This window comes from Mycobacterium sp. ITM-2016-00317, assembly GCF_002968295.1.
Classification (GTDB): domain Bacteria; phylum Actinomycetota; class Actinomycetes; order Mycobacteriales; family Mycobacteriaceae; genus Mycobacterium.
In genome coordinates, this window is record NZ_CP134399.1 from 3,855,103 (window position 1) to 3,875,844 (window position 20,742).

Sequence of the window (20,742 nt, forward strand, 5' to 3'; positions counted from 1 at the left end):
GACATCTCAGTGGTGAGCCGGGACGTTGTAGGGCGTCACCACCTGAATCGGCACCGGCCGCACCGGTTCCTCCGGTAGCGCGCCCCGCTCCTGCAGGATCATCCGCAGCGCCAGTCGGGCGTCGGCGCGCAGATCGTTGTGCAGCACCGCCGAGATCCGGCCGTCCCGCAGCAGGCGCCTGTTGTCGGCGTCGAGGTCGTGGGCGATGAAGACCCGGCAGGTCCGCCCCAGTTTGTCGAAGGCCGCGACCGTGGCCACGTTGCCGCCACCCACCGAGTACACGGCCTGCACGCCGGGGTTGTCCTCCAGCGCGTCGAGTACCAGGCGTTCGTTGGTGGCGTCGATGCCGTCGCTGTCGCTGACCTCGACGATCGCGCGCCCGGATGCCCGCAGAGCGGACCGGAACCCGACCTCGCGCTCCCCTTCACCGCGAAACACCGTTCCGCTCAAGGTGATCAATACGTCGGACGGCGCCTCGCCGAGCCACTGCTGCATCAGGTAGGCGGCTGTGACGCCGGCGCCGTGATTGTCGATGCCCACGTAGCCGCACCGCGCGCTCGACGGTACGTCGGTGGTGTAGGTGACCACCGGCACGCCGGAGTCGACCAGGCGGTCGACGGCTTCGGCCACCGCGGGGTCGTCCTGCGCCTTCAGCACCACGCCGTGACTGCCGCGGATGCCGTCCAAAGCTGCCACCATCTGCGCGGTGGAACCGGACTCCCACAGGTGGAACCGGGCGCGCAGCATCGCCGGCGCGAAAGCCGGAAGTTCGGCCTCCACGGCGGCGCGGAACGCGTCGGAGAAGCGCTGCGGGGTCTGCATCACCACGTCGATCAGGTAGCGCCGTCCGTTGAGCCGCAGCTGCGCCCGCTGCTTGTCGAGATCGGCGATCGCCTGTTGCACCTCGGCCACCGTGTTCGCGCGGACTCCGGGCCGTCGGTGCAGTACGCGGTCGACGGTCGCTTCGCTGAGTCCCGCTTGCTGCGCGATCTCGCGAACCTTGTAGCGGTGCGGCACGGGCGCTCCTTCCGCAGCCAGTTGTGAGGTGTTTTTGATGGATTTTTGCCGTTGATTGCGGTGCCGATCACAGCAAGACTAAGCGGCATGGCAGCCCCGCTCAACACCGCCACCAGCCCGTGGCTGGACGAGTCGGACTTCGACCTCGGCCGTTTCCGCCGCGAAGTCGAGCGCGACACCGAGGTCTCCGACTACCCGCACGCCGCCGGCGTGCGCGACAACGTGCTGGTGTACTCCGCGCCGGCGATGGCCGGACCGCGGACCGGCGCGCGCTGCAGGCAGAGCTGATCCACGCGCTCGCCGACGGGCCCGGCGTCGTGGTCTTCACCGAGGCGTTCGACACCGAGGTGGTGGATCGCGCCGGCGCGGCGTTCTTCGCGCTCATCGAGCAGCAGCGCGCGGCGGGACAGTCCGCGGGCGACCACTTCGGCGCGCCCGGCGCCAACGACCGGATCTGGAACGCCGCCCAGAAGCTGGCGCTGCACGATCCGCAGGTGTTCGCCGACTACTACGCCAACGACGCCCTTGCGCTCGTCTGCCAAGCCTGGCTGGGCCCCCGATACCAGGTCACCTCGCAGGTCAACGTCGTCAACCCCGGCGGCAAGTCCCAGGTTCCGCACCGTGACTACCACCTCGGCTTCGTTCCCGAGGAGCATCTGGGGCTCTACCCCGCGCACATGCACCGTGCGTCGCCCGCGCTGACCCTGCAGGGCGCGGTGGCGCACTGCGACATGCCCGTCGAGAGCGGCCCGACCATGCTGCTGCCCCACTCCCAGCGGTTCGCCGGCGGCTACCTCGCGTTCAACCGACCGGAGTTCATCGACTACTTCGCTGCGCACCACGCGCAGCTGCCCCTGGCCAAGGGTGATGCGGTGTTCTTCAATCCGGCCCTGTACCACGGTGCGGGAACGAACTTCTCCGGCGATATCCGGCGCATCGCGAACCTGATGCAGATCAGCTCGCCGTTCGGCCGGGCGATGGAGGCGATCGACCGCACCGCGATGGTGCGCGCCGTCTATCCCGCGCTGAAGGCCATGCAGGCGGCCGGCCGGCCGCACCGCGACGTGGAGAACGTCGTGGTGGCCACCGCCGAGGGTTACGCGTTTCCCACCAACCTCGACAGCGACCAGCCGATCGGCAGCCTGGCACCGCCCAGCCAGGTGGACGTCGTCCTCGACGCGCTGGCCCACAACCTCACCGACGAAGAACTCGACCTCGCGCTTCGCGCACAGAACGAACGGAGAATCCCATGACCACCCTCGGTCTCATCGGCCTCGGCCGCATCGGCGCGTTCCACGCCGAGACCCTGACCAACCTGCCGGAGGTGTCCGGGCTCGTGATCACCGACGAGCGTCCCGACGTGGTCAGTGAGGTCGCCTCGAAATACGGTGCCACCCCGGCAGATTCGGTGGAGAAGCTGCTGGCCTCCGGTGTCGACGGCGTGGTGGTCGCGGCTGCCACCCCAGCGCACGCGGAACTCACCCTGGCCGCGGTCGAGCGGGGCCTGCCGACGTTCTGCGAGAAGCCGATCGCCTCCTCCGCGGCCGAGAGCACCCGGATGGCCGAGCTCATCGCCCGCTCCGGAGTGCCGGTGCAGGTGGGTTACCAGCGTCGCTTCGACGCCGCGTTCGCAGCCGTCAAGCAGGCTGTCGACAGTGGGTCCCTCGGTGCGCTGACCACCGTCCGCAGCACGACGATGGACCCCGCTCCCCCGGCCATGGACTACATCAAGGGCTCCGGAGGCATCTTCCGTGACTGCGCGGTCCACGACTTCGACGTGATCCGCTGGATCACCGGGCAGAACGTGCTCGACGTCTACGCCACCGGCAGCGTGCAGGGCGATCCGCTGTTCACCGAGTACGGCGACGTCGACACCGCGGCGATCGTGGTGCGCTTCGACGGCGGCGCGCTGGGTGTCGTGTCCGCAGCACGCTACAACGGCCGCGGATACGACTGCCGCCTGGAGGTTCACGGTTTCGACGACACCGTCGTGGCCGGCTGGGATCAGGGCGCACCGGTGCGCAACGCCGACCCGGCCAACTCGGGTCCTTCCGGGTTCCCCTCCGGCGTACCCCACCACTTCTTCATGGACCGGTTCACCGAGGCGTTCCGCACCGAACTCGGCGCGTTCGTGAATCTTGTTCAGGGCGGACCGATTCAGGGTGCCACGGTCGCCGATGCGGTCGAGGTCGCCTGGATCGCCGAGGCCGCCACCGAGTCGCTGCGCCGGGGCGTCCCGGTCAGCATCGAGTCGGTTCGAAAGGAGGCGCAGAAGTGAAGATCGCAGGTGCGCCGATTTCGTGGGGTGTGTGCGAGGTTCCCGGCTGGGGCTACCAGCTCAGCTCCGACCGTGTGCTGACCGAGATGCGTCGGGCCGGACTGACAGCCACCGAGCTCGGTCCGGAGGGCTTCCTGCCCACCGACACCGAGGAGCTCGTGGACCTGCTCGACGGCTACGGTCTCGCGTGCGTGGGCGGGTTCGTGCCGGTGGTGCTCTACCGCGACGACCACGACCCGGCCGAGGATCTGGCCGGGCCGCTGGAATCGCTGGTCGCCGCCGGCGCCGGCGTCGTGGTGCTGGCCGCGGCCACCGGCCTGGCGGGCTACGACGTCCGCCCCACGCTCGACGAGCGCCAGTGGTCCACTCTGCTTGCCAACCTGGATCGACTGGCAGGCATTGTCGCCGACCGCGGGTTGACCGCCGTGCTGCATCCGCACGTCGGCACCATGGTCGAGACCCGTGCCGAGGTGGACCGGGTGCTGTCGGGGTCGCGGATCCCGCTGTGCCTGGACACCGGCCACCTGCTGATCGGCGGGACCGATCCGCTGGAGCTGACCCGGGAAGTGCCCGAGCGGATCAGACACGCCCATCTCAAGGACGTCGACGCCGGTCTGGCCGCCAAGGTGCGCTCCGGCGAGCTGACCTACACGCAGGCTGTCGCGGCGGGTATGTACGTCCCGCTGGGCGCCGGCGACGTCGACATCGCCGGGATCGTGAAGGCGTTGGAGGACAACGGCTTCGACGGCTGGTATGTGATGGAGCAGGACAACATTCTCGACCGTGAGCCCGAGGACGAAGGCCCGCTGGCCGATGTCCTCGCCAGTGTCGCGTACCTGCAGGGTGCGGCCGCCGGCGTGTCCTCGTGACCCTGCGGATCGGGATCCTCGGCGCCTCACGTATCGCAGCGTCGGCGATCGTCGAGCCCGCCGCCGAACTCGGGCACCGTCTGGTCGCCGTCGCCGCACGGGATCCGTTGCGCGCCCAGGTGTTCGCCGACAAGTACGGCGTGCAGCGGGTGCTGGCGTCCTACGAGGACGTGGTGACCGATCCCGAGGTCGACGTCCTCTACAACCCGCTGGCCAACGCGTTGCACGCGCCGTGGAACCTGGCCGCGGTGGCGGCCGGGAAACCGGTCCTGACGGAGAAGCCGTTCGCCCGCGACCGGACCGAGGCGGCGCAGGTCGCGGCCGCGGCCGACGCCGCGGGGGTCACGGTGATGGAGGGATTCCATTACCTGTTCCACCCGATCAACCAGCGCGCGCTGGCACTGGCCGGTGACGGCACGCTCGGTGAGTTGAGGCGTGTGGAGGTCCGGATGGGCATGCCCGAGCCGCAACCCGAGGATCCGCGCTGGTCGCTGGACCTCGCGGGCGGGGCGCTGATGGACATCGGCTGTTACGGGCTGCACGTGCTGCGCCGGTTCGGTACGCCGTCGGTGGTGTCGGCGACCGCGGTGCAGCGCACTCCGGGCGTCGACGAGCGATTCGACGCGGAACTCGTGTTCCCCTCCGGGGTGACGGGGCTCACGGCGAATTCGATGGTCGAGGACGAGTATTCGTTCACCTTGCGGCTGATCGGCACGCGCGGAGAGGCTTTCGTCCACGACTTCGTCAAGCCCCACGCCGACGACAGGTTGACCCTGCGCACCGAAGAGGGCACCACCGTCGAGCACCACGGCGCCCGCACGACGTACACCTACCAACTCGACGCATTCGCCGCCCACGTCCGGGACGGCGCCCCGCTGCCACTCGACACCGCAGACGCCGTCGCGAACATGGCTCTGATCGACGAGGCCTACCGCGCCGCGGGCATGCAGCCTCGCTGACCCGACGTCAGTCCTGCTGGTCGGCGCCGGCCGTACGCCGCTCGTGCCACCGCAGCCGCAGCAGCAGCAGTCCGCGGTGCGCGCGCCATCCCGCCGACATCGGGTCACGCCAAGCCGGCGCATGTGCCCGGGGTTCGCGATCACTGTCCATGACGCCATTGTGCCGCGTCGGCGTGTGGACGGCCCACCGAGACCGGTACCGACACCGTGTCGAGACCGTGAACGCTCGGCGCGGCTGCGGATGACGCCAGGAATAACCGGGCCGCACTGCCGGTTGGCCGCAGTTATGCGTGCTGTCGTCTATGCCCCCGGCGCCCCCGCAAACCTGGACTTCGGCGAGGTTCCCGAGCCCGACCCGGCCCCCGATCAGGTGGTCGTCGACGTGCACGCGTTCGCGTTGAACTTCGGCGAGATCCACTGGATCGAGCACGCCCGCAAGCCCGGTGAGGTGCCCGGCTGGGATGCCGCAGGCGTGGTGGCCCGGGCCGCCGCCGACGGCAGCGGGCCGCCCGTGGGCACCCGCGTCGTGACCTTCGACGCGGCCGGCGGCTGGGCGCGGCAGCGCGTCGCCGCGACGGGAAACCTCGCCGTACTGCCCGAGTCGGTCGACTTCGCCGCCGCGGCCGCGCTTCCGGTGGCCGGAGTGACGGCGCTGCAGGCGATCCGGGAACTCGGCCCGGTGGTCGGCCGACGTGTCCTGATCACCGGCGCGTCCGGTGGAGTGGGCAGATTCGCGGTGCAACTCGCGGCGCGGGCCGGTGCCCACGTCGTGGCCGCGGTCGGCAGCCCAGCACGGGGCGCCGGGCTGCGCGAACTCGGCGCCGACGAGGTGGTGGTCGGGCTCGACGACGTCACCGAACCGCTGTTCGGGGTGCTCGACAACGTCGGAGGTCCGCTGTTGGCTGAGGCGTTCAGCCTGCTCGGGGACGGCGGTTCACTGCTGTCGATCGGGATGGCCTCGGGTCAGCCGACCACCATCGACTTCGAGGCCGAGCGACGCGGGTACACCCGGAAGCAGCTGGCGCCGTTCAACGTTCGGTTTCCCCTCGACGCCGACATGCGCTATCTGGTGCAGCTGCTCGCCGACGGTGGACTGGACCCGCAGATCGGGCTGCGCGACTCCTGGGACAACGTGACCGCTGCCGCCGAGGCGCTGCTGAACCGGAAGGTCGCCGGCAAGGCGGTGCTGGACGTGCGCTGACCCGGTGTGCCTCAGGTCTTGGCTCCCCGCAGCTCATGGGACAGCGCCTCCAACTCGTCACCACCGGCCATCTGCTGCGTGAGGTGCTCCAGCGTGAGGTCGTCGTAGCTGCAGTCCAGCTTCTGACTACCGCGGTTGAGCAGGACGAAGTGGTCGCCGACCAGGTGCGCGTGATGCGGGTTGTGCGTGATGAACACGACGCCGAAGCCGGCCTCCTTGGCGGCGGTGATGTACTTCAGCACTACACCGGACTGTTTGACACCCAGCGCCGCCGTCGGCTCGTCGAGGATCAGCACCCGGGCGCCGAAGAACACCGCGCGCGCGATCGCCACGCACTGCTTCTGGCCACCCGACAGCGAGCCGATCGGCACGTCCACGTCGGGCAGGTCGATACCCATCTTGGACAGCTCCGTCAGCGTGGTCGCCCGCATCGCGTTGGCGTCCAACGACCACGGGAACGACTTCTTGCGCAGCTCCTGGCCGAGAAAGAAGTTGCGCCACACCGGCATCAACGGCACGACGGCCAGGTTCTGGTACACGGTCGCGATGCCCTTGCTCAGGGCCTCCGCGGGCGAACCGAACTTGATCGGCTCCCCGTCGACCAGAAGCTCACCGTCGGTCTGCTGGTGTAGCCCGGCGATGATCTTGATCAGCGTGGATTTCCCCGCGCCGTTGTCACCGAGAATGCCGGTGACCTCGCCGGGGTGAACACGCAGGCTGATGCCTTGAAGCGCAGTGATGTTGCCGTAGGACTTGCCGATGTCCCGCAGCTCGACCAGCGGCACCCTACCGCCGGCTTGCGCGTCGTTGCTTGGCTTTTCGACAGAGATGGTCATCGAATCACTTCTTCGCTGCGTAGTTGCGGAAGGCATTGTTCGCGATCACCGCGAAGAGCAGCATCGCGCCCAGGAAGAACTTGAACCAGTCGGGGTCCCAACCCGCGTACACGATGCCCTGGTTGGTCATGCCGAAGATGAACGCACCGATGGCCGCACCGATCGCCGTGCCGTAACCACCCGTCAGCAGGCAGCCACCGATCACCGCGGCGATGATGTAGAAGAACTCGTTGCCGATGCCCTGGCCGGACTGCACGGTGTTGAAGTTGAACAGCAGGTGCATGCCGACGAACCACGCGCAGAACCCGACGAACATGAACAACCCGATCTTGACCTTGGTGACGGGAACACCAACGGCGCGAGCACTGTCGGCGTCGCCGCCGACCGCGAAGATCCAGTTGCCGATCCGGGTCTTGAACAACACCCAGGTCGCCACGGCGGTGAACACCAGCCACCACACGACGGTGATCCGGATGCTGACCCCGAACAGGGTGAACGACGAGGCGAACACCTTCTGCGCCGAATCCCAGCCCTGCATGTCGCTGACGCTCTGCGTGGCGACCTGACCGGCGACCAGCTTGGTGACCGCCAGGTTGATGCCCGCGAGCATGAAGAACGTACTCAGCGTGATCAGGAAGCTCGGGATCTTGGTCTTCATCACGAGATAGCCGTTGAAGAACCCGACAGCCAGCGCCAGGATCAGCGCCAGCAGCGCACCCACCCACAGGTTCAGGTGCAGGTTGTAGGCGAGCATCGAGGCTGCCAGCGAGCTGAACGTCACGGCCACACCGGCCGACAGGTCGAACTCGCCGCCGATCATCAGCACTGCGACACCGCAGGCCATGATGCCGATGGTGGAGCTGGCGTAGAGCACGGTGGCCAGCGACGAGGCCTCACGGAACGGCGCCGCCACCAGCAGGAAGAACACGAAGATGCCGATCGCGCCGATGCCTGCGCCCATCTCGGGCCGGATCAGGATGCGCTGCAGCCGGTTCCGTTCCTTGACGCGTTCGTCTCGGACCACCTTGTGGGCGGAGACGTCGAGAGCTTCCCGCGTCGTCATGAGTTTCCCCTCTTCGCGCAAGCGCTCATCAGGCCTGCTCTCCTCTTCGCGCAAGCGCTCATCAGCGTGTGCCTCCCTTTGCGTATTCAGCGACGGCGTCGATGTTCGACTTGTCGATGAACGCCGGACCCGTCAGAGTCGGCTGTCCGCCGCCGATGACGTTGCCGTTGGTCAGGTAGAGCCACAGCGAGTCGACGGCGAGGTAGCCCTGCAGATAGGGCTGCTGATCGACGGCCCACTGCACGCCGCCCTTCTGAATCTCCTCCACGAGTGCGGCGTTGGTGTCGAAGGTGCCGATCTTGGCGGTGCTGCCGGCGTTACCGGCCGACTGCACCGCGGTCAGCGCGAACGGGGCGCCCAGGGTGACGATGTAGTCGATCGCCGGATCCTGTTGCAGCTTGGCGGTGATGGTGGACTCCACGGACGGCATGTCCTTGCCGTTGACGTTGAGGATCTCGGTGGCGGGGAACGTCTCCTTGACGCCGGCGCAGCGGGCCTCGAGGTCGACGTGGCCCTGCTCCTGGATCACGCAGATGGCCTTGGTGGCGTTCTCGCTGCGGAGCCGGTCACCGACGCCCTGGCCGGCGATGCGGCCGTCCTGACCGAAATACTCCTTGACGCCCATGGCCTTCCACGAGTCCATGCCCGCGTTGAAGGCGACCACCGGGATACCCTTGGCCTCAGCGGCTTTCACCGCCGCCTGCACGGCATCCGGCTTGGCCAGCGTGATCGCGATACCGTCGACACCGCTGTCGATCGCCGACTGGACCAGGTTGGCCTGGTTGGGCGCCTCCGGGTCGTTGGAGTAGCGCAGCTCGATGTTGTCCTTCTTGGCCGCCGTCTCGGCGCCCTTGCGGACCAGATCCCAGAACGAGTCACCCGGCACCTCATGGGTGATCATCGCGATCGTCTTGCGGGGCGTGTCCACGGTGCCACCGCCGCCCCCCTCACCCGATTGCTGGGGGGCTCCGCCGGTGGAGGAGCACGACGCGATGCCGAACGCGAGAACACCTGCCCCCGCGATCGCTGCGAGCCGCTTGAACGCCTGGTGTCTTCCGCTCTTCGCGCGAGCGCTCATCACAGTTCTCCTTGTCCTCGGACTGCCGCGACGCCGTCGTCATCCCGTACGGGTTGTGCCGGGCGGCACGCCTCATAGCTGATGTAATACGCCTCACACCCGAAAGTCAATAGTTTGTCCTGACATTAGGACTGCAAGTCATTTGCTTGTCGGGTATCCGCGCAGCTCAGGACCGCGGCGGGGCGGTCGAGCCGCGCACCACCAGCGTCGGCTCACACACGAGGTCCACCGCCTCGGTGCACTCCGCGACGCCGTCCAGGCAGGCCACGAGGCGCTGCACGGCGACCTCGGCGAGACGGGCGCTGTCCTGACGGACGGTCGTGAGCTGGATGTGGGCGAGCCCGGCCAGCGGACTGTCGTCGAAACCGAGAACCGAGATATCTTGCGGCACCGATAAACCCGATCGAATGACCACGTCCATCACCCCGAGCGCGCACCGATCGTTGAAGGCGAAGACGGCGTCGGGCAGCTCCCCCGACGCGATCATCGCCGCGGCCGCTGCCGCGCCGTCGCGTTCCGAGAGGCCGCCGGGGGCGACCAGTTCCGGCAGCCGCGCCGCTTTCGCCGCGCGCCGGTAGCCCCGTCGCCGCTCGGCGGCGCCGGGGGCCGTGCCGCCGTCCAGGTACAGGATCCGGCGATGTCCGAGCCCGACCAGGTGCTCCACGCCGGCCACCGCGCCTGCCACATCGTCGCTGCGCACCGCATCGACGCCGCGCACCCGCCGGGCCAGCACGACCAGCGGCAGCCTGGCAGCCAACTCGCCGAGTTCGCGGGCAGGCAGCTGCGGCCCGACGAGGAGAAGGCCCTCGCACCGGTCGTCGACCAGGGTGCGCACCGCCCGCGCCTCGTCGCGGTGCGGCGTGACGGCGCTGAGCACGACGTCGTAGCCGAGCGCTTCGGCGGTGACGTAGACGCCGTCGACCAGATCTGCGTGGAACTCCTGGCGCGCCGAGAAGGTCAGGCCGACAAGCCTGGTGCGGCGCTCCCGCAGGCGGCGGGCCTGCGGATCCGGCGCGTACCCGATCTCCTCGGCCGCACGCTTGACCCGTTCCCGGGTGCCCTCGCCGGCACCGGGGGCGTCCCGCATCACGATCGAGACCAGAGCCCGCGAGACGCCGGCGCGGGCCGCCACGTCCGCGAGCGTCGGCCTCCGTTGCATGTGCTTCAGCCTAGAACGTTCCAGTCCGACCGTTGACGGGATCCGGTTCACGACCTAGCGTTACTAGAACGTTCTAGTTCGCTCTCAGATTTGGACTCTCGATATGTCATTCCCGTTGTCGCTCGGGCTCGCCGACGACTCCACCTCCGTTGCCGCAGAACGCCTTTCCGGCCCACACCGGTACGTCGAACGGCAGGCGACGGTCGTCCTGGAAGGAGCGCTCCGGTGAGTTTCCAGCTGGCGGTCTGCGCGGAGATGATCTTCCAGGACGTGCCGATCCTGGACCGTGTCAGACGCATCGACGAACTCGGCTTCGCGGTCGAGATCTGGAGCTGGCATGACAAGGACCTGGCGGCACTGGCGGCCACCGGAGCGGTGTTCACGTCGATGACCGGATACCTGCACGGCGACCTGATCGACCCCGCGACCTGCGACGAGGTGGTGCGCACGGCCGAGTTGAGCATCAAGGCCGCCGAGACCCTCGGCGTCACGCGGCTGAACCTGCACACCGCCGAGCTCGCCGACGGTCAGGCCGCCCGGGCCCGGCAGCGCAGCACCGGGCAGATGTGGCTGACCGCCGCCCGCACACTGGAGCGCATCGGTGAGCTGGGCGCCGAAGCGGGGGTGACGTTCTGCGTCGAGAACCTGAACACGATCGTCGACCACCCGGGCGTGCCGCTGGCCCGGGCCAAGGACACGCTCGCGCTGGTCGAGGGCGTGGGGCATCCGAACGTGAAGATGATGCTCGACCTCTATCACGCGCAGATCGGCGAGGGAAACCTGATCGAGCTGGTGCGCCGCTGCGGCGATGCGATCGGCGAGATCCAGGTCGCCGACGTGCCCGGCCGCTGCGAGCCCGGCACCGGGGAGATCAACTACGCCGCGGTCGCGGAGGCGCTGCGCGAGATCGGCTACACCGGCACCGTCGGCATGGAGGCCTGGGCCGCCACGCCCGGCGCCGCCGGGAGCGAGGCCGCACTGGCCGCGTTCCGCGCCGCGTTCACCTGACCCTCGGCGCCGAAATTGCATTCCCGCAGGCCGCCACCCGGATTCGGGCGCGTGGAATGCAAGTTCGGCGAGAACTCGCAGGGGAATCAGCGGTCGACGAGCGTGGTGTCGAAGTAGTAGCGCGACGCGCGGTAGCAGTGATTGCCGAACTCGACGGCGGCACCGGAGTCGTCGAACGCGGTGCGGGTCATGGTCAGCAGCGAGGCGTTGGGCTTCTCGTCGAGCAGGTGCGCCTCGGTGCGGGTGGCGCTACGCGCGCCGATGCGCTGCCGCGCCAGCCGGATGTGCACGCCGCGGGCGCGCAGCGACTGGTAGAGGCCGTTGCTCTCCAACTCCTCTGCGTCGGGGGCGATCTCGACGGGCAGATGGTTGGTCATCAGCGCCAGCGGCTCGCCGTTGGCACACCGCAACCGCTGGATGCAGGCCACCTCCCGCCCCTCACCGAGATTCAGCTCGCGGGCGGTCTCCTCGTCGGCCGGACCGACCTCGTACTTGAGCAGTTTTGTGCTGGGCTCCTGGCCGGCCCGGGCGAGGTCGTCGAACAGGCTGGTCAGCTCGACCCGCCGGTGCACCGGATTCTGCACCACCTGGGTGCCGACACCGCGCTTGCGCACCAACAGGCCTTTGTCGACAAGCTCCTGGATGGCACGCCGGGTGGTGGGCCGCGACAGCGTCAACCGCTTCGCCAGCGCGAGCTCGTTCTCGAATCGGTCGCCCGGAGAGAGTTCGCCGTCCCGGATCGCGGCCTCGATCGCCTGAGCGAGCTGGTAGTACAGCGGAACCGGGCTTGACCTGTCGAGCTCCACAGTCAGGGGCACGTCCGCTCCGATCTCGGGTAGGGCGGGTCAGGTGTAGCTGAATACTAACACCGATTGAGATAAAGATAGAATGTCAGGACAAAGTCTTGACATGTCACCGTGACGCGGGGCACAGTCTTAGTCAGCCACCCACACCTATCCGTCGGAGTGACTCTGTGATGACCAATCAGCCATATGACGTGCTCGCCATCGGGCGCAGCGGCGTAGACGTCTACCCCCTCCAGACCGGCGTGGGCCTCGAGGATGTCGAGACGTTCGGGAAGTTTCTCGGCGGCAGCGCCGCCAACGTGGCCGTCGCCGCGGCCCGGCTGGGCAACCGCTCGGCGCTGATCTCCGGCGTGGGTGACGACCCGTTCGGCCGGTACGTGCGGGGCGAGCTCGCCCGCCTCGACGTCGACAACCGTTACGTCGCCACCCATGGTGAGTTCCCGACGCCGGTGACGTTCTGCGAGATCTTCCCGCCCGACGACTTCCCGCTGTACTTCTACCGCAAGCCCAGCGCCCCGGATCTGCAGATCAGCCCCGACGCGATCGACACCGACGCGGTGCGGTCGGCGCGACTGTACTGGTCCACGGTCACCGGACTCTCCCAAGAACCCAGCCGCAGCACGCATTTCGCGGCATGGTCGGCTCGGGACCGCGCGCCGCTGACCGTACTGGACCTCGATTACCGGCCGATGTTCTGGGCCACACCCGCTGCGGCCACCGAGCAGGTGCAGAAGGCGCTGGCCCACGTCACCGTCGCGGTCGGCAACCGCGAGGAGTGCCAGATCGCCGTCGGCGAATCCAACCCGCACAAGGCCGCCGACGCGCTGCTCGACCTCGGTGTGGAGCTCGCGATCGTCAAGCAGGGTCCGCGCGGAGTTCTGGGCAAGACCCGGCATTCCTCGGTCACCGTGCGGCCCAACGACGTCGACGTGGTCAACGGCCTCGGCGCCGGAGATGCGTTCGGCGGCAGCCTCTGTCACGGACTGCTGCACGGCTGGTCCCTGGAGAAGACGCTGCGCTACGCCAACGCCGCCGGAGCCATCGTGGCCGGCCGCCTCGAATGCTCGACCGCCATGCCCACCGTCGCCGAAGTCGCCGCACTGGCCGAACAGACCGCTGTGGAGGCCGTCAATGTCTGATACCGCCGTGTGCACCGACTACGCCTCGGTCACCGACGTCAGGGCCGGCGACCCAGGCGCGGTCGCGCGGGCATGGGCACAGCGCACCACCCGACCCACGTTGCGCGGCAACGGAAGACTGATGATCGTCGCCGCCGACCACCCGGCTCGCGGTGCGCTCTCGGTGGGTTCGCGGCCCACCGCGATGAACAGCCGCATCGATCTGCTCGACCGGCTGCGCGCCGCGCTCGCCGATCCCGGCGTCGACGGTGTGCTGGCCACTGCCGACATCCTCGACGACCTGGTCCTGCTGGGCGCGCTCGAGGACAAGGTGGTGTTCTCCTCCTTCAACCGCGGCGGCCTGGCCGGCGCGTCGTTCGAGCTCGACGACCGCATGACCGGCGCCACCGCGGCCTCGACTGCCGCGGCACGGATGAACGGCGGAAAGATGCTCTGCCGCATCGACCTCGACGACCCGGGCACCGTCGCCACGATGGCGGCCTGTGCGCAGGCCGTCGACGAGCTGGCCGCCCACGGCCTGATCGCGATGCTGGAGCCGTTCATGTCCTCCCGGGTGAACGGCAAGGTCCGCAACGACCTGTCCCCCGACGCGGTGATCAAGTCGGTGCACATCGGTCAGGGGCTGGGCGCCACCTCGGCGTACACCTGGATGAAGCTGCCCGTGGTGCCCGAGATGGACCGGGTCATGGAGTCCACCACGATGCCGACGCTGCTACTCGGCGGTGACCCCACCCATCCCGAAGAGGCGTTCGCCAGCTGGGAGAAGGCCCTGGCACTGCCGTCGGTGCGCGGCCTGATCGTCGGCCGCACCCTGCTGTATCCACCGGACGACGACGTCAGCTCGGCCGTCGCGACCGCGGTGGCGATGGTCCGATGAGGTCGAAGCTGTACATCCCCGCCGGCAGCGCCGAGGCTCCGTTCACCGTCGCGATCACACCCGAGGACGCAGGCTGGGCCGAATCCTCCTTGCACGTCGTCGATCTCGGTGACGCCGGCTCGGTGTCGCTGGCCACCGGCGACAACGAGGTGATGATTCTGCCGCTGGCCGGCGGCGGCACCGTCGAGTGCGACGGCCGGACGTTCGAGTTGTCGCCGCGCGCTTCGGTGTTCGACGGGCCCGCCGACATGGTGTACCTGGGCATCGGTCAGGACTACACGCTGTCGGGCCACGGCAGAATCGCGATCTGCGGTGCCCGCGCCGAGACCTCGTTCCCGAACCGCCGGGTGGCCGCGGCCGACGTGCCCGTCGAACTGCGCGGTGCGGGCAACTGCAGCCGTCAGGTGCACAACTTCGGCACCGCCACAGCCTTCGAGGCGGACTCGCTGATCGCGTGCGAGGTGATCACCCCGGGCGGCAACTGGTCGAGCTACCCGGCACACAAACACGACGAGAACACCGACGTCGAGACCCAGCTCGAAGAGATCTACTACTTCGAGATCGACGACAGCCCCGCCGGCACCACGGGATTCGGCTACCACCGGGTGTACGGCACCCCCGAGCGTCCGATCGAGGTGCTCGAGGAGGTCCGCTCCGGCGACGTGGTGCTGGTCCCCCACGGCTATCACGGACCGTCGATCGCAGCGCCGGGCCACCACATGTACTACCTGAACGTGATGGCCGGTTCGGGGCCCACCCGCGCGTGGCTCATCTGTGACGATCCCGCCCATACCTGGCTGCGCGGCAGCTGGGAGCACCAGGAGATCGACCCCCGCCTTCCGTTCAGGGCCCTTTCCGTGCCGGACTCTGCCCCCGAAGGAGAATGACCGTGGTTTCCACCGCGCCGAAGTCCACCGAGAAGTCCGTCGACACCGAGCCGACCGTGCGGCTCACCGTCGCCCAGGCCACCGTGCGCTTCCTGGCCAACCAGTACGTCGAGCACGACGGTGAGCGGCACAAGTTCTTCGCCGGTTGTCTGGGCATCTTCGGTCACGGCAACGTCGCCGGTATCGGCCAGGCGCTGCTGCAGGACGAGGTCGAAGCCCACGAGGCCGGCGTGGAGCCCGGTCTGAGGTACGTGCTGGGCCGCAACGAGCAGGCGATGGTGCACACCGCGGTCGGCTACGCCCGGCAGCGCGACCGCACCGAGGCCTGGGCGGTGACCGCCAGCGTCGGCCCCGGTTCGACCAACATGCTGACCGGTGCGGCGCTGGCCACCATCAACCGTCTTCCGGTCTTGCTGCTTCCCGCAGACACGTTCGCGACACGGGTGAGCTCGCCGGTGCTGCAGGAGCTGGAGCTGCCGTCGTCCGGCGACGTCACCGTCAACGACGCGTTCAAGCCGCTGTCGCGCTATTTCGACCGGGTGTGGCGGCCCGAGCAGCTGCCCGCGGCGCTGCTGGGGGCGATGCGGGTGCTGACCGATCCCGTCGAGACCGGCGCAGCGACCGTGGCCCTGCCCCAGGATGTGCAGGCCGAGGCGTTCGACTGGCCGGTGTCGCTGTTCGCCGAGCGCACCTGGCACATCGCCCGCCCGCTGCCGGAGCGCCCGGTGATCGCCAAGGCCGCCGAGGTGATCCGGTCGGCCACCAAGCCGCTGATCGTGGCCGGTGGCGGGGTGATCTACTCCGGCGCCAACGATGCGCTGGCCCGGTTCGTCGCCGAGACCGGGATCCCGGTGTGTGAGAGCCAGGCCGGCAAGGGTGCGCTGCTGCACGACGACCCCCGCTCCGTCGGGGCGGTCGGCTCCACCGGCACCACCGCCGCCAACGCGCTGGCCGCCGATGCCGACGTCGTCATCGGAATCGGCACCCGCTACAGCGATTTCACCTCCGCCTCGCGTACCGCGTTCAACAATCCCGATGTCCGGTTCGTCAACGTCAACGTCGCGTCGCTGGATGCGGTGAAGCAGGGCGGCATCAGCGTGGTCGCCGACGCCCGGGAGGCGCTGGAGGCGCTCACCGAACTGCTGCACGGTCACTCCGTCAGCGACGAGTACCGCACCCGGGTACAGGAGCTCAGGGCCGAGTGGGACGACACCGTGTCCGAGGTGTACCGCACCGAGGACGGCGCGGCGCTGAACCAGAACCAGGTGATCGGCCTGGTCAACTCGCTGTCGGACCCGCGCGACGTCGTGGTGTGCGCGGCCGGTTCGATGCCCGGCGACCTGCACAAGCTGTGGCGGATGCGCGACCGCAAGGGCTACCACGTCGAGTACGGGTTCTCCTGCATGGGTTACGAGATCGCCGGCGGTATCGGCGTGCGGATGGCCGCCCCCGACCGCGACGTGTTCATCATGGTCGGCGACGGCTCCTACCTGATGATGGCCACCGAGTTGGTGACCGCTGTCCAGGAGGGCGTCAAGGTCATCCCGGTGCTGGTGCAGAACCACGGCTTCGCCTCGATCGGCGGTCTTTCGGATTCGGTCGGCTCTCAGCGGTTCGGCACCAGCTACCGGTACCGCGGCAAGGACGGCCGGCTCGACGGCGACAGGCTGCCCGTCGATCTGGCGGCCAACGCGGCCAGCCTGGGCGCCGACGTCATCCGGGTTACCACCGCGGCCGAGTTCAGCGACGCCGTCAAGGTCGCCAAGGCCGGTGACCGCACCACGGTCATCCACGTCGAGACGGATCCGATGATCTTCGCGCCGGACAGCCAGTCGTGGTGGGACGTCCCGGTCAGTGAGGTGTCGACGCTGGAGTCGACGCAGCAGGCACACCAGCGGTACGCGGACTGGAAGAAAGTCCAACGGCCACTGGTCAATCCGTCGGATCGCTGACTGCACCCGAATGTCTGAGCTGCGTGTGGCCGTGCTCGGGGTGGGCGTGATGGGCGCCGACCACGTCGCCCGGATCACATCCCGGATCGCCGGGGCGCGGGTGTCGGTGGTCAATGACTACGTCGCCGAGAAGGCCGAGCAGATCGCATCGGGCATCGACGGCTGCCGGGCGGTCCTCGACCCGCTCGAGGCGATCTCCGACCCGGAGGTCGACGCGGTACTGCTGGCCACTCCCGGCACCACGCACGAGGAGCAGCTGCTGGCCTGCCTGGATCACGGCAAACCGGTGATGTGCGAGAAGCCGCTCACCACCGATGTCGCCACCTCGCTGCAGATCGTCCGGCGGGAGGCCGAACTCGGTCGCCGGCTGATCCAGGTCGGCTTCATGCGCCGCTTCGACGACGAGTACATGGAACTCAAGGCGCTCCTCGACGCCGGCGAACTGGGACAGCCGCTGGTGATGCACTGCGTGCACCGCAATCCGAGTGTGCCGTCGTACTTCGACAGCTCGCTGATCGTCAAGGACTCACTGGTGCACGAGGTCGACGTGACGCGGTATCTGTTCGGCGAGGAGATCGCGACCGTACAGGTCGTCAAGCCCGCGTCGAATCCTGGTGCCCCGCACGGTGTCATCGATCCGCAGATCGCGATCCTGCGGACGGTGTCCGGCCGGCACGTGGACGTCGAACTGTTCGTCACCACCGGTGTCGCCTACGAGGTCCGCACCGAGGTGGTCGGCGAGCGCGGCAGCGCGATGATCGGCCTCGACGTGGGGCTGATCCGCAAGACGAGCCGCGGCATGTGGGGCGGGACGATCACCCCGGGCTTCCGCGAGCGGTTCGGCCGCGCGTACGACACCGAGATCCAGCGCTGGGTGGACGCGGTCACGACCGGGTCGACGACCGGAAACTACACAGCAGGCCCGACCGCATGGGACGGTTACGCCGCGGCCGCGGTGTGCGATGCGGGCGTCGAATCGCTCGAAACCGGTCTGCCCGTCGACGTGCGCCTCGCAGAGCGGCCTTAGTGCGGGAACACATGGCCTGACCCCCACCACGACCCGCGAGCGTGCGTGTCAGAAGGAGACACGCCGCGTGCGGACCCAACTTCACGCACCTTCACCGAGGAGGAGATCCATGTCGATGCCTCAACTCGTCGCGACCGCGTGGACAAGCGCCGGTGATGTGTCCCCGATGGATACCCCCGCGACCAGCCCGGTGCCGGTCGCCGAGCGGGTCCGCGCGGTCGCCGAGGCCGGCTTCACAGGCCTCGGCTTGGTCGCGGACGACCTTGTCGCGATCAAGGATTCGATCGGCTTTGCCGCGTTGCGACACATGGTCGCCGATCACGGACTCAGTCATGTCGAGATCGAGCTGATCGAACGGTGGTGGATCCCGCGCGGCCGGCCCGGGCACACCCACGACGTCCGCGATCTGTTGTTCGAGGCGTCGGCCGAGATGAATCCCGCCTTCATCAAGATCGGTTCGGACCACGGCGCGGCCTGCACCGACCTGGAACCACTGGTCGCCCCCCTGCGCGAGCTGGCCGACGAGGCCGCACAGCTGGGCACATGCATCGCGATCGAGCCGATGCCGTTCTCCCGGATCGCGTCCCTGCCCGCGGGCGCCGAATTGGTCAGCGCAGCAGGGCATCCCACTGTCGGACTGATCGTCGACGCCTGGCACGTGTTCCGGGCCGGGACGTCGCTGGCCGAGCTGAACGACACTCTGCCGGGCGAGGCGGTGTTCGGCGTCGAACTCGACGACGCCCACGCGCAGGTGATCGGCACACTGTTCGAGGACACCGTCGAACGCCGCGTGCTCTGCGGCGAGGGGTCTTTCGATCTGACCGGACTGGTGGCACTGTTGCGGAGCAAGGGGTTTGACGGGCCATGGGGCGTCGAGATCCTGTCTTCCGCGTTCCGCAAGCTGCCGGTGGCGGAGGCACTCACGCTCGCCGCCGACACCGCGCGCACGGTACTCGCTGACCGCTGAGAACCGCACCGCCCGGCACGTCAGTTGCCGGTCGTGCCCCGGCTGTCGAGACGCCGCAGCACCCGGTCGACGAGCAGAGGATCGGTGCCCGAGTGGCTCCGAGCGTCCACCACCGCAGCGCGGGCCGCTTCGAGCAGTTCCTCCTTGAGTGCGTTCAACGTCTCGGCGTCGTGGTGGTCGACCGTGCCCCGGCCGTCCTCGTCCTGCGCGGTCAGCCCGAGCGAATGCCACATCCGGTCGGCGTTTTCGCGCGCCTCGTCGATGTCGCGTGAGTCCACGCCGCCACGGAAGCGCAGGTCGTCGAGTCGCCGGAGGCCGGCCTCACGCCCGCGCCGCAGCAACTCCTGCTCTTCCGCCGCCTCCTCGTCACCGGAGGCGCTGACGCCGAGGACCCGCACCAGCAACGGCAATGTCAGGCCCTGCACCAGCATCGTGCCGATGATCACGACGAATGCGATGAAGATCAGCCGTTCTCGCTCCGGGAAGTCGGGCGGCAGCGCCAGCACCGCGGCCAAGGTCACGACGCCGCGCATGCCCGCCCACGACGCCACCGTCATCTCGCGCCAGCCCACGGGTTCGGCGATGTCCCGCTTCCTGCGCATCAGCATCTCGTCGAGACCGGAGACGGTGAAGATCCAGACGAACCGGACCACGACGACGACCGCGGTGATCAGCAGGGCCTGCTCGACGAGTGTGGCCACCGAACCCGACACCTGGCCGGCGACGGCCCGCAGCTCCAGGCCGACGAACGCGAATGCCGCTCCGGTGACCAGCAATTCGATGATCTCCCAGGTGGTCCCGGACATCAGGCGGGTTTCGGACGACTCCTGGTCGGAGTAGCGGCTGAGCGCCAGCGCGATGGTCACCACCGCGAGAACCCCGCTGCCGTGCGCGGCGTCCGCGGCGACATAGGCCGCGAACGGCATCACCAGCACCAGCGCGCTACCTGCCGGGTGCGGCGGCAGTCTCCGCAGCAACCATCGGGTCACGACGGCGATGACCAGTCCCACGAGCACACCGATCAGGATGGCCGCGCCCAGCGTGCCCCCGGCGTGCCACGGGGCGAACGCACCGGCCATCGTCGACGCGACGGCAACCTCGTAGAGCACCAGCGACGTGGCGTCGTTGGACAGCCCCTCCCCTTCCAGGATCGTGCGCAGGCGGCGGGGCAGCCTCAGCTTCTGGGCCACCGCGGTGGCCGCCACCGGGTCGGGCGGAGCCACCGCGGCGCCCAGCGCCACCGCGGCGATCAGCGGTAACCCCGGGACCAACGCGTGTAGCACCGCGCCGACGGCGAATGCCGTCACCCCCACCAGCGCAATGGCCAACAACGCGATCGCCCGCCGGTTGTCCAGGAACTGCCGCCATGACGTGCGCCGGGCGGCGGCGAAGAGCAGCGGGGGCAGGACGAGCGGGAGGATGAGTTCGGGGTTCACGGCGGGCACCGCCAGCCTGGGTACGAACGCCATCGCCAGCCCGAACATGAGCATCATCACGGGATAGGGCACGTTGAGGCGCCCAGCCAGTGGTGCGAGCACCACCGTCGCTGCGGCCAGCAGGAGCAGCAGTGTCAGCCCCGCCATCGCTAGCGGCCTCTACCTGAGATCACACCGCAGTGT

General features: G+C 68.9%; 19 protein-coding genes and 1 pseudogene. 12 read left to right on the forward strand and 8 right to left on the reverse strand.

The genetic code is table 11. The features are described from left to right. Positions 1-6: 6 nt before the first annotated feature. Positions 7-1,017 carry a LacI family DNA-binding transcriptional regulator gene (locus C6A87_RS18330; protein WP_311113592.1) on the reverse strand — a complete coding sequence of 337 codons (1,011 nt, stop codon included), beginning with the start codon at positions 1,015-1,017 and terminating at the stop codon, positions 7-9. An 87-nt stretch (positions 1,018-1,104) separates the two neighbouring features. Here C6A87_RS18330 and C6A87_RS18335 point away from each other — a divergent pair. The 4 genes and pseudogenes from C6A87_RS18335 (at position 1,105) to C6A87_RS18350 (ending at position 5,123) form a co-directional block, all read left to right on the forward strand. Then, positions 1,105-2,270 (forward strand): annotated as a pseudogene (locus tag C6A87_RS18335) (phytanoyl-CoA dioxygenase family protein). Further along, on the forward strand, positions 2,267-3,295 hold the full coding sequence (locus tag C6A87_RS18340) for a Gfo/Idh/MocA family oxidoreductase (protein ID WP_311113593.1): 1,029 nt from the start codon (positions 2,267-2,269) through the stop codon (positions 3,293-3,295). Before C6A87_RS18335 ends, C6A87_RS18340 begins: the two are co-directional and overlap by 4 nt. After that, positions 3,292-4,164, forward strand: coding sequence for a sugar phosphate isomerase/epimerase (locus C6A87_RS18345; protein WP_311113594.1), 873 nt, complete (start codon positions 3,292-3,294; stop codon positions 4,162-4,164). The genes C6A87_RS18340 and C6A87_RS18345 overlap by 4 nt, the downstream gene beginning before the upstream one ends. Next, positions 4,161-5,123: a Gfo/Idh/MocA family protein gene (locus tag C6A87_RS18350; RefSeq protein WP_311113595.1), complete on the forward strand. Its 963-nt coding sequence runs from the start codon at positions 4,161-4,163 to the stop codon at positions 5,121-5,123. The genes C6A87_RS18345 and C6A87_RS18350 overlap by 4 nt, the downstream gene beginning before the upstream one ends. Before the next feature lie 7 nt (positions 5,124-5,130). Here C6A87_RS18350 and C6A87_RS18355 read toward each other — a convergent pair whose 3' ends face one another. Continuing rightward, positions 5,131-5,274 (reverse strand): hypothetical protein, encoded by a 144-nt coding sequence (locus tag C6A87_RS18355; RefSeq protein ID WP_311113596.1) that lies wholly within the window; start codon positions 5,272-5,274, stop codon positions 5,131-5,133. A 135-nt stretch (positions 5,275-5,409) separates the two neighbouring features. On the opposite strand from C6A87_RS18355, the gene C6A87_RS18360 reads away from it, so the two are divergent. Continuing rightward, positions 5,410-6,324, forward strand: a complete 915-nt coding sequence (locus C6A87_RS18360) for a zinc-binding dehydrogenase (protein WP_311113597.1) — start codon at positions 5,410-5,412, stop codon at positions 6,322-6,324. 11 nt (positions 6,325-6,335) lie between these two features. Here C6A87_RS18360 and C6A87_RS18365 read toward each other — a convergent pair whose 3' ends face one another. From C6A87_RS18365 to C6A87_RS18380, 4 genes are all read right to left on the reverse strand, one after another. Beyond that, the gene (locus C6A87_RS18365) at positions 6,336-7,160 is read right to left on the reverse strand and encodes an ATP-binding cassette domain-containing protein (protein ID WP_311113598.1); all 825 of its coding nucleotides are present in this window, start codon (positions 7,158-7,160) and stop codon (positions 6,336-6,338) included. A 4-nt stretch (positions 7,161-7,164) separates the two neighbouring features. Further along, positions 7,165-8,223, reverse strand: a complete 1,059-nt coding sequence (locus C6A87_RS18370; RefSeq protein ID WP_311113599.1) for an ABC transporter permease — start codon at positions 8,221-8,223, stop codon at positions 7,165-7,167. 61 nt (positions 8,224-8,284) lie between these two features. Further along, the gene (locus tag C6A87_RS18375; protein WP_311113600.1) at positions 8,285-9,301 is read right to left on the reverse strand and encodes a substrate-binding domain-containing protein; all 1,017 of its coding nucleotides are present in this window, start codon (positions 9,299-9,301) and stop codon (positions 8,285-8,287) included. Between the two features lie 166 nt (positions 9,302-9,467). Next, positions 9,468-10,460 carry a LacI family DNA-binding transcriptional regulator gene (locus C6A87_RS18380; RefSeq protein WP_311113601.1) on the reverse strand — a complete coding sequence of 331 codons (993 nt, stop codon included), beginning with the start codon at positions 10,458-10,460 and terminating at the stop codon, positions 9,468-9,470. A gap of 225 nt (positions 10,461-10,685) precedes the next feature. Here C6A87_RS18380 and C6A87_RS18385 point away from each other — a divergent pair, with 225 nt between their 5' ends. Beyond that, on the forward strand, positions 10,686-11,468 hold the full coding sequence (locus C6A87_RS18385) for a TIM barrel protein (RefSeq protein ID WP_311113602.1): 783 nt from the start codon (positions 10,686-10,688) through the stop codon (positions 11,466-11,468). A gap of 86 nt (positions 11,469-11,554) precedes the next feature. Here the strand turns inward: C6A87_RS18385 and C6A87_RS18390 are convergent, their stop codons facing one another. After that, positions 11,555-12,286 carry a GntR family transcriptional regulator gene (locus tag C6A87_RS18390; RefSeq protein ID WP_311113603.1) on the reverse strand — a complete coding sequence of 244 codons (732 nt, stop codon included), beginning with the start codon at positions 12,284-12,286 and terminating at the stop codon, positions 11,555-11,557. 158 nt (positions 12,287-12,444) lie between these two features. On the opposite strand from C6A87_RS18390, the gene iolC reads away from it, so the two are divergent. The 6 genes from iolC (at position 12,445) to C6A87_RS18420 (ending at position 19,123) form a co-directional block, all read left to right on the forward strand. Further along, the gene (iolC, locus tag C6A87_RS18395) at positions 12,445-13,413 is read left to right on the forward strand and encodes a 5-dehydro-2-deoxygluconokinase (RefSeq protein WP_311113604.1); all 969 of its coding nucleotides are present in this window, start codon (positions 12,445-12,447) and stop codon (positions 13,411-13,413) included. Beyond that, positions 13,406-14,290 carry an aldolase gene (locus C6A87_RS18400; protein ID WP_311113605.1) on the forward strand — a complete coding sequence of 295 codons (885 nt, stop codon included), beginning with the start codon at positions 13,406-13,408 and terminating at the stop codon, positions 14,288-14,290. Before iolC ends, C6A87_RS18400 begins: the two co-directional genes overlap by 8 nt. Continuing rightward, positions 14,287-15,177 carry a 5-deoxy-glucuronate isomerase gene (gene iolB / locus C6A87_RS18405; protein WP_311113606.1) on the forward strand — a complete coding sequence of 297 codons (891 nt, stop codon included), beginning with the start codon at positions 14,287-14,289 and terminating at the stop codon, positions 15,175-15,177. Before C6A87_RS18400 ends, iolB begins: the two co-directional genes overlap by 4 nt. Positions 15,178-15,179: 2 nt before the next feature. Beyond that, entirely contained in the window at positions 15,180-17,129 is a 1,950-nt protein-coding gene (iolD, locus tag C6A87_RS18410) for a 3D-(3,5/4)-trihydroxycyclohexane-1,2-dione acylhydrolase (decyclizing) (RefSeq protein ID WP_311117984.1), read from the forward strand. A gap of 10 nt (positions 17,130-17,139) precedes the next feature. After that, the gene (locus C6A87_RS18415; RefSeq protein WP_311113607.1) at positions 17,140-18,156 is read left to right on the forward strand and encodes a Gfo/Idh/MocA family oxidoreductase; all 1,017 of its coding nucleotides are present in this window, start codon (positions 17,140-17,142) and stop codon (positions 18,154-18,156) included. 166 nt (positions 18,157-18,322) lie between these two features. Then, entirely contained in the window at positions 18,323-19,123 is an 801-nt protein-coding gene (locus tag C6A87_RS18420; protein ID WP_311113608.1) for a sugar phosphate isomerase/epimerase, read from the forward strand. A gap of 20 nt (positions 19,124-19,143) precedes the next feature. Here C6A87_RS18420 and C6A87_RS18425 read toward each other — a convergent pair whose 3' ends face one another. Further along, a complete protein-coding gene (locus tag C6A87_RS18425) occupies positions 19,144-20,706 on the reverse strand; it encodes a Na+/H+ antiporter (RefSeq protein ID WP_311113609.1) in 1,563 nt (520 codons plus the stop codon). Between the last annotated feature and the right edge of the window lie 36 nt (positions 20,707-20,742).

Coding starts and splice junctions, on each gene's coding strand:
- C6A87_RS18425 (WP_311113609.1), bottom strand. CDS start 20,706: ATGGCGGGGCTGACACTGCTGCTCCTGCTGGCCGCAGCGACGGTGGTG.
- C6A87_RS18355 (WP_311113596.1), bottom strand. CDS start 5,274: ATGGACAGTGATCGCGAACCCCGGGCACATGCGCCGGCTTGGCGTGAC.
- C6A87_RS18360 (WP_311113597.1), top strand. CDS start 5,410: ATGCGTGCTGTCGTCTATGCCCCCGGCGCCCCCGCAAACCTGGACTTC.
- C6A87_RS18380 (WP_311113601.1), bottom strand. CDS start 10,460: ATGCAACGGAGGCCGACGCTCGCGGACGTGGCGGCCCGCGCCGGCGTC.
- C6A87_RS18420 (WP_311113608.1), top strand. CDS start 18,323: ATGGATACCCCCGCGACCAGCCCGGTGCCGGTCGCCGAGCGGGTCCGC.
- iolB (WP_311113606.1), top strand. CDS start 14,287: ATGAGGTCGAAGCTGTACATCCCCGCCGGCAGCGCCGAGGCTCCGTTC.
- C6A87_RS18370 (WP_311113599.1), bottom strand. CDS start 8,223: ATGACGACGCGGGAAGCTCTCGACGTCTCCGCCCACAAGGTGGTCCGA.
- iolC (WP_311113604.1), top strand. CDS start 12,445: ATGACCAATCAGCCATATGACGTGCTCGCCATCGGGCGCAGCGGCGTA.
- C6A87_RS18340 (WP_311113593.1), top strand. CDS start 2,267: ATGACCACCCTCGGTCTCATCGGCCTCGGCCGCATCGGCGCGTTCCAC.
- C6A87_RS18375 (WP_311113600.1), bottom strand. CDS start 9,301: ATGAGCGCTCGCGCGAAGAGCGGAAGACACCAGGCGTTCAAGCGGCTC.
- C6A87_RS18365 (WP_311113598.1), bottom strand. CDS start 7,160: ATGACCATCTCTGTCGAAAAGCCAAGCAACGACGCGCAAGCCGGCGGT.
- C6A87_RS18400 (WP_311113605.1), top strand. CDS start 13,406: ATGTCTGATACCGCCGTGTGCACCGACTACGCCTCGGTCACCGACGTC.
- C6A87_RS18415 (WP_311113607.1), top strand. CDS start 17,140: ATGTCTGAGCTGCGTGTGGCCGTGCTCGGGGTGGGCGTGATGGGCGCC.